The sequence below is a fragment of the Ideonella azotifigens genome (assembly GCF_021043325.1).
Classification (GTDB): Bacteria; Pseudomonadota; Gammaproteobacteria; order Burkholderiales; family Burkholderiaceae_C; genus Ideonella; species Ideonella azotifigens.
Genome location: NZ_JAJNKD010000007.1, coordinates 219,439 through 232,811 on the forward strand (window position 1 = coordinate 219,439; position 13,373 = coordinate 232,811).

13 protein-coding genes are annotated in these 13,373 nt (G+C 69.4%); 4 read left to right on the forward strand and 9 right to left on the reverse strand.

Features of this window, described 5'->3' with window-relative positions:
• Window positions 1-27: 27 nt before the first annotated feature.
• The 7 genes from LRH25_RS16905 to LRH25_RS16935 form a co-directional block, all read right to left on the reverse strand.
• Complete coding sequence (locus LRH25_RS16905) at window positions 28-1,011, reverse strand: SLAC1 anion channel family protein (RefSeq protein WP_170200852.1); 984 nt, start codon at window positions 1,009-1,011, stop codon at window positions 28-30.
• A 133-nt stretch (window positions 1,012-1,144) separates the two neighbouring features.
• Window positions 1,145-1,813: an amino acid ABC transporter permease gene (locus tag LRH25_RS16910; RefSeq protein WP_141287555.1), complete on the reverse strand. Its 669-nt coding sequence runs from the start codon at window positions 1,811-1,813 to the stop codon at window positions 1,145-1,147.
• A gap of 21 nt (window positions 1,814-1,834) precedes the next feature.
• Window positions 1,835-2,620, reverse strand: a complete 786-nt coding sequence (locus LRH25_RS16915) for a transporter substrate-binding domain-containing protein (protein ID WP_141287556.1) — start codon at window positions 2,618-2,620, stop codon at window positions 1,835-1,837.
• Between the two features lie 176 nt (window positions 2,621-2,796).
• A complete protein-coding gene (locus LRH25_RS16920; RefSeq protein WP_211361374.1) occupies window positions 2,797-4,677 on the reverse strand; it encodes a pectate lyase-like domain-containing protein in 1,881 nt (626 codons plus the stop codon).
• A 205-nt stretch (window positions 4,678-4,882) separates the two neighbouring features.
• A complete protein-coding gene (locus tag LRH25_RS16925) occupies window positions 4,883-6,838 on the reverse strand; it encodes a hypothetical protein (protein ID WP_231011733.1) in 1,956 nt (651 codons plus the stop codon).
• A gap of 161 nt (window positions 6,839-6,999) precedes the next feature.
• Entirely contained in the window at window positions 7,000-8,460 is a 1,461-nt protein-coding gene (locus LRH25_RS16930) for an aminotransferase-like domain-containing protein (protein WP_231011735.1), read from the reverse strand.
• Between the two features lie 9 nt (window positions 8,461-8,469).
• Window positions 8,470-9,066: a LysE family translocator gene (locus LRH25_RS16935; RefSeq protein WP_141289749.1), complete on the reverse strand. Its 597-nt coding sequence runs from the start codon at window positions 9,064-9,066 to the stop codon at window positions 8,470-8,472.
• Between the two features lie 132 nt (window positions 9,067-9,198).
• On the opposite strand from LRH25_RS16935, the gene LRH25_RS16940 reads away from it, so the two are divergent.
• From LRH25_RS16940 to LRH25_RS16955, 4 genes are all read left to right on the forward strand, one after another.
• Window positions 9,199-9,582 (forward strand): winged helix-turn-helix domain-containing protein, encoded by a 384-nt coding sequence (locus LRH25_RS16940; RefSeq protein ID WP_141289748.1) that lies wholly within the window; start codon window positions 9,199-9,201, stop codon window positions 9,580-9,582.
• Window positions 9,583-9,657: 75 nt separating this feature from the next.
• Window positions 9,658-10,425 (forward strand): molybdate ABC transporter substrate-binding protein, encoded by a 768-nt coding sequence (gene modA / locus LRH25_RS16945; protein ID WP_141289747.1) that lies wholly within the window; start codon window positions 9,658-9,660, stop codon window positions 10,423-10,425.
• A 12-nt stretch (window positions 10,426-10,437) separates the two neighbouring features.
• Window positions 10,438-11,109 (forward strand): molybdate ABC transporter permease subunit, encoded by a 672-nt coding sequence (gene modB / locus LRH25_RS16950; RefSeq protein ID WP_141289746.1) that lies wholly within the window; start codon window positions 10,438-10,440, stop codon window positions 11,107-11,109.
• Window positions 11,106-11,834 (forward strand): sulfate/molybdate ABC transporter ATP-binding protein, encoded by a 729-nt coding sequence (locus LRH25_RS16955; RefSeq protein WP_141289745.1) that lies wholly within the window; start codon window positions 11,106-11,108, stop codon window positions 11,832-11,834. The genes modB and LRH25_RS16955 overlap by 4 nt, the downstream gene beginning before the upstream one ends.
• Window positions 11,835-11,843: 9 nt before the next feature.
• Here the strand turns inward: LRH25_RS16955 and LRH25_RS16960 are convergent, their stop codons facing one another.
• Together LRH25_RS16960 and LRH25_RS16965 are read right to left on the reverse strand one after the other, a co-directional pair.
• Window positions 11,844-12,344, reverse strand: a complete 501-nt coding sequence (locus LRH25_RS16960; RefSeq protein WP_141289744.1) for a hypothetical protein — start codon at window positions 12,342-12,344, stop codon at window positions 11,844-11,846.
• A gap of 57 nt (window positions 12,345-12,401) precedes the next feature.
• Complete coding sequence (locus LRH25_RS16965; RefSeq protein ID WP_231011739.1) at window positions 12,402-13,328, reverse strand: LysR family transcriptional regulator; 927 nt, start codon at window positions 13,326-13,328, stop codon at window positions 12,402-12,404.
• Between the last annotated feature and the right edge of the window lie 45 nt (window positions 13,329-13,373).

Genomic DNA, 13,373 nt, shown 5'->3' on the forward strand with positions numbered 1-13,373 from the left:
TCGACGCTTGCCCGCCGCTGCGCGGGTTCAGTCTTCGAGGAAGGCCTTGCCCTGCAGGATGTACAGCAGCGTGCGCAGCGTCATCCACAGCACCATCAGCGTGGCGCAGCCCAGCGCGACGGCGGCCACCGCGCCGGTGGCGGGGCCGGGCTGCAGGCGGTGGTAGGCCAGGCAGGCGCCGGCCCAGCCGTCCAGCGGGAAGGTCATGGCCCACCAGCTGAGGAAAAACGGGCCGTGCGTGATGCGCGGCACCAGCGTGGCCAGCAGGATGGCAATGAACAGTGCCAGGTTGTAGAGCACCGTGGCAAGCAGGCCCACCTGGCCGACCTGCGTGGCTTCCAGCGCGGTGTAGGCCGCAAAGCCGATCGACGGCGGCGCCAGCAGGATGAACAGCGTGGGGATGCTGCGCTCGCTCATCGGCGCGAAGAACAGCACGCGGTGCATCGCGATCGTGAAGAACACCAGCCACAGCACCAGGCCGACCGAGAAGAAGAACCAGCTGGCGTGCACGAAGCCCAGCGGCGCGCCGCCGACCGGCAGCAGGATGTTGCCGACCACCGGGATGAACCAGGCCGGCGTCATCACGCTTTCGTCCTGCGCCGCGAGCAGCCAGCGGCGGATCAAGGTGAGCGCCAGCGCGAAGTGCGCTGCGGCGCCCAGGCACCACAAGGCCCGCGCCAGTGGTTCGTTGTAAGGCCGCAGGCCGATGGCCACGACCACGGTGGCGACCGAAGCGGCCGGAAAGAAGCTGGACCGCACCGCGTGGTTGAACTCGGCGCGCACCGCGTCGAAGTGCAGCAAGGCCTTGGCCACGTGAGTCACGACCAGCAAGGCAAACAGCGCGCAGCTCAGCCCCAGCAGCACCTGGCTGCACCACAGCGGCAGGCCGAACACCGCGTGCGCGCCGGCATAGGCATTGGCCAGGCCACCCAGCCCCATGACCCAGGCGAAGTTGGCGACGGACTGGCGCGCGAGCAGGGGTTGGACAGTGGGCAGCGCGGTGGTGGTCATGGTCGTCTTTCGGTTGGCGCGCGACGCGTGACAACGCGTGTCACGCGTGCGTCGGACCCTGCCACTGTCAGGCAAGACCCGCCGAAAGACGACTCCCATGTGGACGATGCGCCGCCCTCCCGGGCGGCGCCGCTTACCGGGCGTGGGCGCGGTTCAGCCGCTTCTCCTGCCAGGCCTGCAGGCGCTCGAAGGCCAGGCTCATCAACCAGTACAGCGCGGCGGCGGCGAGGTACAGCGGCAGCGGACGGAAGGTGGCGGCGATGAGTTCCTTGGTCGCCAGCATCAGCTCGGTCACGGTGATCACCGAGACCAGCGAGGTGTCCTTGATCAGGCTGATCAAGGTGTTGCTCATGCCGGGCAGCGCTGTGCGCAAGGCCTGTGGCAGGACCACGAAGCGCAGCGCCTGCGCGTAGGTGAGGCCCAGGCTGTAGCCGGCGGCCCACTGGTCACGCGAGACGCCGTTGAGCGCGCCGCGCAAGGTTTCGGAGAGATAGGCCGCGGCGTTCAGGCTCAGCGCCAGCAGGCCGGCGGTGAACGGCGAGAACTCGATGCCGATGCTGGGCAGGCCGTAGTAGATGACGAACACCTGCACCAGCAGCGGCGTGCCGCGCATCATGCTGACGTAGGCCGCTGCCGCGCCGCGCAGCGCCTTGTTCGGCAGCACGCGGGCAATGGCCAATGGAAAGCCCAGCACGGTGCCGCCCACCATCGCGCCCAGCGCGAACATCAGCGTGTAGCCGCAGCCCTTGAGCAGGATGGGCGCGGCATCGCGGAACAGTTCCCAAAGATCCAGCAGTTCCATCGGTGGGTCTTCGTCAGTTGCTCAGCGCTCGGACGGCGCTTTGCTGACGTCCACGCCGAACCACTTGACCGAGACGGTCTTGAAGCTGCCGTCCTTGAACGCATCGGCCAGCGCCTTGTTCAGCGCGGCCAGCAGCTGCGGGTTGCCCTTGACGACGGGAATGGCCGACTTTTCCACGTCACCCACCGGCGCGCCGGGCTTGATCGGCAGCGGCGAGGTCTTGACCAGGTAGTTGACCATCAGGCTGTCGTTCAGCGCCGCGTCGATGCGCTTGGCGGCCAGGTCCTGCAGGTATTCCGGCGCGCCGGGGTAGCTGCGCACCTCCACGCCCGGCGTGGCCTTGGCCTTCTGCTCGAAGTTCGTGCCCTGGCCCACGCCCAGCTTCAGGCCCTTGAGCGCTTCGAGGTTCCTGAATTCACGCGTCTCGTTCTTGCGCAGGATCAGCTGCGGCGCCGAGATGGTGTACGGCTCGCTGAAGTCGAAGGCCTGCTTGCGCTGGTCGGTCACACCGACCTGGTTGAGGATCACGTCGTACTTGCCGGCTGAGAGGCCCGCCAGGATGCCGCTCCACTCGGTGGTGGTGAACTCGGCCTTCACGCCCAGCTTGGTGGCGATGAGCTTGGCCAGGTCCACCTCGAAGCCGGCGAGTTCGCCCTTGTCCTTGAAGTTGAACGGCGGGTAGGTGCCTTCCAGCGCCACGCGCAGCGTGCCACGGCTTTTCACGCCGTCCAGCAGGTCGGCCGCGTGAGTGGCGAGGGCAGCGGTGGCAAGCGCCAGGCCGGCGAAGAGCGAGGTGGAAATCTTCATGATCTTGTGCGCTTCCTGAGTGAGGCGATGCCCGGTGGCACCGAGGGGAGTGAGGCTGCCAGAGGCGGCGCGGAGATTGTGGACCAAGGCCCGCGAAGCTGCTGGCGCGTGGCGAAAGCACCAAGGAAAACGGCGCCCCGCGGGGCGCCGTTGCCGGTCAGTTCAGCCTGCCCGCATCACGGGAAGCTGGTCACCGTCACCGGCGTGCTCGGGTTGGTGATGAGCGCCGGGCCGCCGGTGCTGTTGATCACGTTCAGCGTCCCTCCCATGCCGTGGCTGGGGTCCAGGAAGATGGTCGTGATGTCCTTCAGGCTGCCCTTGGGCAGGCTGCGCGGCACTTCGAACGCGCGGGCCGCGAAGATGTCGATGCCCTGGTTGAAGAAGGTGTACGAGCCCAGCGCCCAGGCGTTGAAGGCCTTCACGTCCTTGTCCACCTTCAGCGCGGCCCAGCCGGGGCTGGTGGGCGACTTGGACCAGGCGGCCTGCGAGGGCGGGTCGTAAGGCATTTCGTTCTGGAAGAAGATGACCTTGCCGCGCTCACCGTTCCAGATCGCCTGGTACTTCTGGTAGTGCTCGACGAACAGGCCGTAGGCCGTCACGTCGTCGCCGTTGACGATCACGCCGTGGTCGGCCGGATTGACCGTCCAGCCCACGCCGTTGCCGTGGTCGGCACGCCAGGCCCAGATGTTGTCCAGCAGGGTGCCGCCGGTGTTCACCGCCAGGCTGTTGGTGGCCGAGCCGGCCGCCATGCCGCCGATGCGGAAGAACACGTCGTGCAGTGCGCCGGGCTGGTCGGTGAAACCAGCGGTGTTGGCCTTGGTGCCCACTTGCAGCAGCACCGAGGACAGCACCGGGCCGGCATCGAAGACCACGCCGGCGATGTCGACACCCGGCACGTCCGTGACCTTCATCGCGATCACGCCGCCCTGCGGTACCAGCGTCGGAAAGCCCAGGCCCAGGACCACGGTGTTGGCGCGCTTGACGACGATGGTCTGGCTCAGGTTGTAGACGCCTGGCGTGAGGATCAGGTGCTTGCCAGCGGCCAGCGCCTGGTTGATCGCGGTCACCGAGTCGCTGGGCTTGGCGATGAAGAAGTCGGCAATCGGGATCGCGGTGCCGGCGGTCGGGCCGTTGGCCCAGGTCGTGCCGCTGGAGTTGCGGCGCAGGGCCGGCACGAAGACCTTGTAGCCGCTGTCACCGTCCACGTAGAGGTAGGGCGCCTCGCGCGTCACCGGGCTGGTGGCCAGCGTGGTGTACGGGCCGCAGCCGTTGCCGCCGGGGAAGCATTGCGCAGGCGCGCCCAGCACGCCGGAGAAGACCTGGTTCCAGACGCCGTTGCTCCAGCCGGCCATCGCGCTGTCGCGCACCAGCCATTGCTGCTGCGAGCCGTTGATCACGGTGTTCTCGAACTTCGAGTCGGCAATGAAGCCGCCGCTGGCATAGGACGGCCCGGTGCAGTAGTCCATCAGCGTGGTGTTGCCGTTCACGCGCACGCGGCGCATGGGTGCTGCCTGCGAGACGGCCCAGAACTCGCCGGCGTAGCAGCCGAAGCTGCTGTTGCTGACCTCGATGTTGAGGTTGGACAGCGAGCGCCAGAAGTTGCTGAGCGCAAAGCAGCCGCTGCTGTCGCACTGGTTGTAGACGTTGATCGAGCCGGTCACGGTCACGTCGGTGGGCGAGCGGCCGAGGCCGGCAACGGCGGTGTTGTAGCCGACCTGGAAGTTCAGCGGCGCAGCCGGCGTGCCGTAGGCGCCGGGCATGAACAGCACGGCATCACGCTCGGGGCCGAACTGGTTGGACACCTGGCGCGCGGCAATGCCGTCGACCACGGTCTGGATGTCGGCCAGCGCCATGTCGGGCGTGAGGATGTGCACGTTGGGGCCGAAGTCCGGCGCGGCGACGACCGTGGGCTTGACGGACTTCGCGAAGGCCGTGGCCGACAGGCCGGTGGTGGCGATGACGGCGGCCAGCGCCAGCATCAGCGGTCGTGTGCGCCGCGCCTCGGCGTTGTGGCGCGCGGGCGCGCGACCCGCCGGTGAGGTGGGAAGAAGCTGCATCTCTGTCTCCTTTTGTTGTGGCGGCGGCCGCGATGCGGGCAGCGCGCTGCGCCGGTTTGGAACCGATTCCATCGGTGCCGCGGCGCAGCTTACTCCGCAGGAGTTTCGAGGGGGTTACTTCTTGTGCGTCAGGGCGCTGCGGTGTGGGTGAGCCAGGAAAAACGGCGCCCCGCGGGGCGCCGTCGTGTCAGGGGCAAAAAGCAGCTCAGTGGCAGGACTCGCCCGCCGCCGCGCCGGGGCAGCTGCTGTAGTTGCTCTGCAGGTCCACGCCGTCACCGGTGCGGCCATAGAGCGCCAGGGTCTTGGCGTCGTTGGCATTGACCACGCTGCCGCGGTTGCTCAGGCTGATGGTGGCGTCGCGTGCGCTCGGGCTCAGGCCGCGGTCACCCAGGCGGCCGTTGCCGCCGTCGCCGCAGTCGGCACGGCTGGCACAGACGGTTGCGCCGTCCAGCCCCAGCGGGCCGTGGGCGAAGCTCCAGGCGGCGTGGAAGCTGCCGCTGGCGCCGCCGTCGATCGCCAGGCTGCGCAGGGCGCTCACGCTGTCGGCGTCCAGTTCGGGCCAGGGCAGGCTTTCCATCGCCGACCAGACCGGCGGCACGCCGTTGACGTCCACGTCGTAGCTGGTCTGGCCTTCGATGGCCATGGGCACGCTGCAATCGCCGTCGCTGAAGAACGAGAAGGTCACGGTGCGGCCGCCGCGGTAGAAGTTGCGCACCACGGCGTCGCCATCGGTGCCTTGCGGCAGGGCCACCCAGGTGTCGTCCGGTCCGCGCAGCTGGCCGACCAGGCGGTCGGTGCTGGCGCCGTTGCCCCAGCCGTCCACGGTCCACAGCGACAGGCGCTGCACGTTCTCGCCGTAGCGCTTGAAGTAGGCGATGGTGGTTGCGGCGCCGCTGCTGTCGCGCTGCGAGATCTGGGCGCACATCAGGCCCGAAACCGCGCCCACGTCGAAGGCCAGCGCGCGGTCGTAGTCGAACACCGGCTCGGTGCTGTCGATGCGGCGGGTGCGCTGGGCCTTGGCGGCGGCGTGCAGGCTGATCGGCAACAGGTCGCCGAGGAATTTCCACTGGCCGTCGACCTGGGTCACGGCCATGCCGTCGCCCACAGGCTTGACGTTGCCGTCGGTGTCCTGCAGCACAAACGAGACGCGGCAGGTCGGCGTGGCGCTGGTGTCGCAGCGGCCCAGCGTCGGGCTCATCAGCCGGGAGCCCCACATCGGCGTGCCGTTGTCACCCTGGGCGAAGAAGCTGCAAAGGCCTTGCGCGACCGCAGTGGCACCGCGTGCGACGTCGTTGCCGTCGCCCAGCTGCATGTGGGCGTTCGGTGCCAGCGAGCGCAGGATGCCGGTGCTGGTTTCGCTGCAGGCCGAGGCGCTGGCCAGCGAGGCCGTCATGTTGTTGAACAGGGTTTCCAGGCCGCCCAGCTGCAGGCTGCTGGCGCTGGCGGTGGTCGTCACGGTGCCGGAGGTGTCGCCCTGCGTCATGTAGACGTTGCCCTCGCCGATGCGCGGCGTGATCTGCACGAAGGCGGTGCCGGCGTCAGAGCCGGTGCTGACGCCGATCGCGTCCAGCACACCGTCATAGCCGGTGCGCGAGCCGGCGTCCAGCGGGCTGGAAACAAAGTCGAGGGTGCCGGTGATGCCGGCGCTCGCCAGCACGCTGGACAGGCTGGTGCGCAGCTGGTCCTGGGCGGAGGCGATGCTGTCGGTGGTCAGGGCAGGGTTGCTGCCGCTCATCAGCGTGTCGGGCGACTGGCCCGAGGCCAGCAGCACCATGGCGCTGGTCAGCGGCGTGACATTGGCGGTGCCGGCGGCGCTGGTCACCGAGTAGACGCAAAGGTAGTTCGGGCCGGCATAGCCGCAGGCTTCGATGCGGTACGGCGCCGGGCCGGTCAGCGTCACGTCGGCATAGGTGCCGTCCGCGGCAATCGCCAGGTCGCTGACGACCACGTTGCCGTTGGCGTCCAGCACGCGCAGCCTGCCGTTGGTGATGGGCGCGCCCACGGCCACGGTGCCGGCAATGGTGGTGGCCGGCACCACCGGTGATCCGCCGCCGCCGCCTGCATCGGCCGAGTCAGTGCCGCCGCAGGCGGCCAGCATCACGAGAGAGGCCATGGCCACGGCCGTCAGGCCGAAGCGCCGCGTGGGCGAGAAAAAGCGCATCGAATGTCTCCTGCCAAAAAAGGCGTTGGGATGGGGTGTCCCGGCTTTTCGGCTGGTACATGGGCTGCTGAAGCGCAAAGGCGGCGGCGGCTGTCGCCGCGTTGCCAAGCGTGACGGGCGGCACGCTCAGGCCCTCGAATGGGCCGGAGGTGCCGTAAACGTCACGGCCTGAGGCTGTCGCCCGCCACCCGGCTCAGCGCCGTGCGGCCGCTGGCCAGCGCCTGCAGCCGGCTCTGCAGGTAGTCGGCCAGCCGGGCCTGCTGGCTGAAGACGACGTTGAAGCGCAGGTGCGGGTCTGCGGCGGCGCCGGGCGCGGTGTCGGCCCGGAAGGTTGCGCCGCGGGCCAGCAGGATCTGCTGGCGGTAGGCGTCCTGCACCAGCAGGTCCACGTCCACCCCGGCCGGCAGCCGGCCCCACAGGAACAGCCCACCTTCGCCAGGCGTGCCGAAGCTGATGCCGGCTTGCGTGAGCTGGCGGGTGCAGGCGTTGCGCGCGGCCAGCAGCTTGCGCTGCAGCCGCTCCAGGTGCTTGCGCCAGCGCCCGGCCGAGAGCAGCTCCAGCAACACGTATTCGTTCAGCGCCGCGCTGCTCAGCACGGTGTAGATCTTCTGGCGCAGCAATTGCCGCAGCAACTCGGGCGCGGCGGCCATGTAGCCCATGCGCAAGGCGGGGCTCAGCGCCTTGCTGAAGCTGGCGTAGTAGATCACGCCCTCCAGCCCCGAGAGCGCGGCCAGGCGGGTGGGCGTGCCGGGGTGGAAGTGACCGTGCACGTCGTCTTCGGCCAGCAGGCAGCCGTGCTGCTGGGCCAGCACCAGCACGCGGTGCAGGTTGGCGGGCGTGCTGCCCCAGCCGGTGGGGTTGTGCAGTGTGCTCTGGATGAAGAAAAGCCGCGGCCGGTGTTCGCGGCAGGCGGCCTCCAGCTCGTTCAGGTCCACGCCATCGGGCCGGCGCGTGATGGGCACGATGCGCACGCCAGCTTCGCGCAGCCGGCCGAACATCAGGAAATAGCCCGGGTTCTCGACCAGCACCGTGTCGCCCGGCTGCAGGAAGGCGCGGCAGATCAGGTCGATCGCCTGGGTGCCGCCGTAGGTGGTGAGCACGCGCCCGGCGTCCACCGCCATGCCCTGGCTGCGCAGCAGCATCGCAATGCGCTCGCGCAGCTCGGGCAGCCCTTGCGGCGGGCAGCGCGAGGCCATGCCGGCGCTGCTGCGCGCCAGGCCGCGCTGCACCACGGCGGCCGGCACCGCGTCTTCCAGCCAGCTCGGCGGCAGGCCGCCGCTGCTGGCGAGCAGCACGCCGGGGCGCTGCTCGTTGGCCTGCTGCGCCAGCCACACCGGTTCCTGCTCCTCACCGGCCTCCAGCGCCGCGGCGTCCGGCAGCGAGGCGGCCTGTTCGCAGACGAAAAAGCCGGCCGTGCCGCGCGAGTCGATGCAGCCTGCGGCCACCAGCCTGTCGTAGGCGGTGATCACGGTCTGCAGCCCCACGCCGAGCTGCTGCGCGAGCTGGCGGATGGACGGCAGCCGCGCGCCAGCCGGCAGTTGGCCGCTGGCCACCAGCGACCGCACGCCGGCCTCGATCTGGTCGGCCAGGGCCACGGGGGAGTCGCGATCGATCGAGAACATCGCGGCAGTCTAGGTGCGCAGCATCGAGACGGCCAGCACCGCGAGCGTCAGCCCCATCAGCGCATTGAAGGCGCGTTGGCGCCGTGGGTCGGCCAGGAAGCCGCGGATGCCCGCGCCGAACATCACCCACACCGAGTTGCACGGAAAGCCGATGGCCCAGCCGACCAGCCCGATCAGCAGCGCACCGGCCAGCGGCGGCATGCCGGCCGGCATGAAGACGGCACCCAGCGTCAGCGCCTTGATCCAGCTCTTGGGGTTGACTGCCTGGAACGCCGCCGCCTGCCAGAAGCCCGGCTGCCGGCCGGCGCGGGCCTGCGTTCCGGTGCGCGTGCGCGCCATCTGCCAGGCCAGCCACAGCAGGTAGGCCACGCCCACCAGCCGCAGCACCGCATGCAGCCGCGGGTGCGCCAGCAGCAGGCTGCCCAGCCCCAGGCCGCACAGGACGGTCTGCAGGAACAGGCCCATGTTGATGCCGAAGATGAACGGCAGGCTGCTGCGGTAGCCCTGGTTGGCGCCCAGCATGGCCAGCATCACGTTGTTCGGCCCGGGCGTGCCGGACATCACCAGGCAGTAGGTCAGCAAGGGCATCCAGTCGGTGTTCGTCATGCTGTGCAGCGTAGGCGGCCGGGTCGTCGCTGCCCAGGCACAACGGCGCTGCGTCTTGCCGCATCTGTGCGGGTGCCGGCACCCGCACAACGGTGCTCCAATGCAGCGGCTTTCACTGCATGATCCACCGCCATGCCCACCTCGAAAAAAGCCGGCAAAGCCGCAGCGTCCAAGCCCGAACTGAAGCTGCGCATGCGAATTTCGCTGGGTGAACTGGTGGGCGTGGGCCCGGGCAAGGTGGCCTTGCTGGAAGCGCTGGCCGAGACCGGCTCCATCACCGCGGCGGCCAAGTCGCTGGACATGTCCTACCGTCGCGCCTGGCTGTTGGTCGACGAGCTGAACCGCGCGCTGCGGCAGCCGGCGGTCAGCTCGGCGGTGGGCGGCCAGCGCGGCGGCGGCAGCCAGCTGACGGACACCGGCCGCGAGGTGATTGCGCTTTACCGCAGCATCGAGGCCCAGGCACTGAAGGCTTGCCAGGCCGACATCCGCAAGCTGATGAAGCTGATGGCCGGCTGAGCCACGCCAGGGCGAGCGTTGTGCACTGCGATATATTGCGCTGCCTTCCTTGCCTTCTTCCTCGGACTGCACAGCATGACCTTCCCCTGGACTTTGAAGCCCCTGCGCCAAGGCGTGTTCGCTGCGCTGGCCCTGCTCAGCCTGGCCACGCACGCGGCCGAGCTGACCGTCTCGGCCGCCGCCAGCCTCAGCAACGCCTTCAAAGACCTGGCGCCCAGCTTCGAGGCGCAGAACCCCGGCACCAGGCTGTTGTTCAATTTCGCAGCGTCCGACGCCTTGCTGGCCCAGATCGCCAAGGGCGCGCCGGTGGACGTGTTCGCCTCGGCCGACCAGGAGACCATGGACAAGGCCGAGCAGCAGAAGCTGCTGGCAGTGGGCAGCCGGCGCAACTTCGCGGCCAACAGCCTGGTGCTGATCACGCCGCTGGAGGGCGGCCTGCCGCTGCAGTCACTGGCCGACCTGGGCAGGTCTGAAGTCAAACGCATTGCACTCGGCAAGCCCGAAGGCGTGCCGGCCGGGCGTTATGCCAAGGGCACGCTGGAGGCGGCCAGGCTGTGGCCAGTGGTCGAGCCCAAGGCGGTCTACGCGCAGAACGTGCGCCAGGCGCTGGACTATGTGGCCCGCGGCGAGACCGAGGCCGGCTTTGTCTACGCGACCGATGCCGCGGTGCAGAAGGACAAGGTCAAGGTGGTGCTGACCGTGCCGACCGAAACCGCCATCAGCTACCCCATTGCGGTGATCGAAGGCAGCGCCAATGCCGACGCCGCGCGCAAGTGGCTGGCGCACGTGCTGTCGCCGGCCGGCCAGGCCGTGCTGGCGCGCCACGGTTTTCAGAAGCCTTGATCGAGGGCCGCAGTGGACGCAGCCTGGATCGCCCTCGCGCTGTCACTGAAGGTGGCCGGCTGCGCCACCGCGCTGAACCTGGTGCTGGGCACGGCGGCGGGTTTTGCGCTGGCGCGGCTGCGCTTTCCTGGCCGCGAACTGGTGGATGCGCTGCTGACGCTGCCGCTGGTGTTGCCGCCCACGGTGCTGGGCTATTACCTGCTGGTGCTGCTGGGCAAGCGTGGCTGGCTGGGCGGCTGGCTGTACCAGCACTTCGGCATCCAGCTGATCTTCACCTGGCAGGGCGCCGTGCTGGCCGCCAGCCTGGTGGCCTTTCCGCTGGTGTTGAAGTCGGCCCGCGCCGCCTTCGAGGGCGTGGAGCCGCAGCTGGAGCAGGCCGCCCGCGTGCTGGGCCTGGGCGAATGGGCGGTGTTCTTCCGCGTGACGCTGCCGCTGGCCTGGCGCGGCGTGCTGGCCGGGGTGCTGCTGGCGTTTGCACGCGCCTTGGGCGAATTCGGCGCCACGCTGATGGTGGCCGGCAGCATCCCGGGCCGCACGCAAACGCTGTCGGTCGCGATCTACGAGGCCGTGCAGGCGGGCCAGGACGACACCGCCAACCTGCTGGTGCTGATCACCTCGGTGACCTGCGTGGCGGCGCTGCTGCTGGCCGGGCGGTTGGCGCCGGCGCGGAATGCCGCGACATGAATCCCGCACGGCCGCCCGAAGGGGCTCGCATCGAAGCCGCTGGCGGCGAAGGTTTGGCAGTCCGTTGGGACGTGGCGATCCGCAAGCGCTTGAGCGGCGGCGGGCGGCAGTTCGAGCTGAACGTGGCGTTCCAGTCCGACGCGCAGCGCGTCGTGCTCTACGGCCCGTCGGGCGCCGGCAAGAGCCTGACGCTGCAGGCCATTGCCGGCCTGCTGAAGCCCGACCACGGCCACATCCGCTTTGGTGGCCAGACCTGGTTTGACGCCGCAGCCGGCGTCAACCAGCCCGCGCGCAGCCGCCGATTGGGATACCTGTTTCAGGATTACGCGCTGTTCCCGCACCTCACGGTGCAACAGAACATTGGCTTCGGCCTGCAGAGGGGTTGGCTCAATCCCGGCGCCCGCAGGGGCAGCGAGGCCGTGCAGCATTGGCTGCAAGCCTTCGAGTTGGGTGAGATGGCCGGCCAGCGGCCGCACCAGCTCTCGGGCGGCCAGCGCCAACGCGTTGCACTGGCGCGCGCGCTGGTCAATCAGCCGCAGGTCTTGCTGCTGGACGAGCCTTTTTCCGCGCTGGACCCGGCGCTGCGCGGCCGCATGCGCGACGAGCTGCAGGCGCTGCTGGACCGCATCAAGCTGCCGATGCTGATGATCACGCACGACCCGGAGGACCTGGCGCGATTTGGCGAGCACCGGCTGCTGATCAGCAGCGGCACCATCAGCCGTTGACTCGTTGAATCAGGACTGGGGTACGGCGCACAGCCTGCGGAAGGGCGCATGCAGCAACTCGCGCCGGTGCCAGCCGGTGCCGTCGATGATCGCGTACTCGGCTGCGTAGCAGCCGTCTTCCGAGGCGATCTCCACGTACAGCGTCGGCTTGGCCTTGCCGCCGCCATGCTCGCAGACATAGACGAACAGGCTCTCCGGCCGCTGTTCGGCCAGCAGCTTGCGGAACAGCGCGCGGCGTACCGGCGCATCGGCCAGCATCGCCGCGTCGTCCACGCCGCGCGTGGCCGGGGGAATCCATTCGGTGCCCAGCATCTGGCCGGGAATGCAGCCGTCCATCTCGATCGCGTACAGCTGGCCATCCAGCGTCATGCCGCGGCGGATGTTGGTGCGCAGCGGCGTGAACACTTCACGAAAAGCCGAGTTCAGGTCGGCTGACTCCATGAAGCGGTGCTGGCGGCTGCCGCGGTGGTCGTCCATGGGCAGGGAAAAAGCCGGGTTGCGCGTGTTCATGGCAGTTCTTCGGCCATGCGCGCAAAGGCTTTAGCCGGCAATCACCCGAAAAGCGGGTCAACCCGGTAGTGATCCGGCCGCCGCGGCCTGCGGCAGGCCGCTGACGAGCTGGGCCAGCACCTGGCGGGCCTGGCGGGTCAGGGCGCTGGGGCGCTTGTGGGCCGAGGTGGTGAGGCACAGCACGCTGTTGAGCAAGGGCGTGAGCGGGCGCACGGTGAGCAGGTCGCCGCGGCCGGAGGCGACCACGGCGCTGGGCGTGAGCACGGCGTGGCCGTAGCCGGCGCAGACCAGGTCGATCAAGGCAGCGACGCTGGAGACTTCCCAGGCGACCTGCAGCTTCAGGCCGGCCAGCAGGGTCTGGGTTTCGAGCAGGCGGCGGATGACGTGGGCACGCTCGGGCAGCACCAGCGGGAACTGCGGCAGCTCGGCCAGCGGCAGGCTGCGTGGCGTGCTGCGGCGCGGCTGGCCAGTGGCTGGCGAGACCAGGCCCAGCGGCTCGCTGAGCAGTGGCTCGAATTCGAGCTCGGGCTGCGGCTCGGGGTTGTAGACCAGGCCGAGGTCGACCCGGCCGGAGACGATCCATTCGGCGATGTGGCTGGACAGTCCTTCGACGACGGCGAGCCGGGCGCGCGGCAGCTGGCGCTGGAAGGCGTTGATCAGCGGCAGCGTCAGCTGGCGGCCCATGCTGGGCGGCAGCGCGATGGTGATGCGGCCCACCGGCTCGTCGCGCTGGGCGCCCAGGTCGGCCCGCGCGGCGGCCAGCTGCTGCAGCAGGCCCACGCTGTGCTGGAACAGGCGCTCGCCGGCTTCGGTCAAGGTCACGCCGCGGCCGTTGCGGCTGAGCAGGGTTTCGCGCAGCTCCACTTCCAGCAGCCGCACCTGGCGGCTCAGCGCGGACTGCGCGATGTCCAGCGACACGGCGGCGCGGCTGAAGCTGCGGTGTTCGGCAACGGCGACGAAATACTCGAGCTGCTTGAAGTCCATGGGGCGAAGGAGGCAGTTTCGCCGCGCACAAAAAAAGCCAGCCCG

Excerpts from the sequence above, each read along its gene's own strand:
- LRH25_RS16905 (WP_170200852.1), bottom strand. The coding sequence starts at position 1,011 with ATGACCACCACCGCGCTGCCCACTGTCCAACCCCTGCTCGCGCGCCAG.
- LRH25_RS16910 (WP_141287555.1), bottom strand. The coding sequence starts at position 1,813 with ATGGAACTGCTGGATCTTTGGGAACTGTTCCGCGATGCCGCGCCCATC.
- LRH25_RS16915 (WP_141287556.1), bottom strand. The coding sequence starts at position 2,620 with ATGAAGATTTCCACCTCGCTCTTCGCCGGCCTGGCGCTTGCCACCGCT.
- LRH25_RS16920 (WP_211361374.1), bottom strand. The coding sequence starts at position 4,677 with ATGCAGCTTCTTCCCACCTCACCGGCGGGTCGCGCGCCCGCGCGCCAC.
- LRH25_RS16925 (WP_231011733.1), bottom strand. The coding sequence starts at position 6,838 with ATGCGCTTTTTCTCGCCCACGCGGCGCTTCGGCCTGACGGCCGTGGCC.
- LRH25_RS16930 (WP_231011735.1), bottom strand. The coding sequence starts at position 8,460 with ATGTTCTCGATCGATCGCGACTCCCCCGTGGCCCTGGCCGACCAGATC.
- LRH25_RS16935 (WP_141289749.1), bottom strand. The coding sequence starts at position 9,066 with ATGACGAACACCGACTGGATGCCCTTGCTGACCTACTGCCTGGTGATG.
- LRH25_RS16940 (WP_141289748.1), top strand. The coding sequence starts at position 9,199 with ATGCCCACCTCGAAAAAAGCCGGCAAAGCCGCAGCGTCCAAGCCCGAA.
- modA (WP_141289747.1), top strand. The coding sequence starts at position 9,658 with ATGACCTTCCCCTGGACTTTGAAGCCCCTGCGCCAAGGCGTGTTCGCT.
- LRH25_RS16955 (WP_141289745.1), top strand. The coding sequence starts at position 11,106 with ATGAATCCCGCACGGCCGCCCGAAGGGGCTCGCATCGAAGCCGCTGGC.
- LRH25_RS16960 (WP_141289744.1), bottom strand. The coding sequence starts at position 12,344 with ATGAACACGCGCAACCCGGCTTTTTCCCTGCCCATGGACGACCACCGC.
- LRH25_RS16965 (WP_231011739.1), bottom strand. The coding sequence starts at position 13,328 with ATGGACTTCAAGCAGCTCGAGTATTTCGTCGCCGTTGCCGAACACCGC.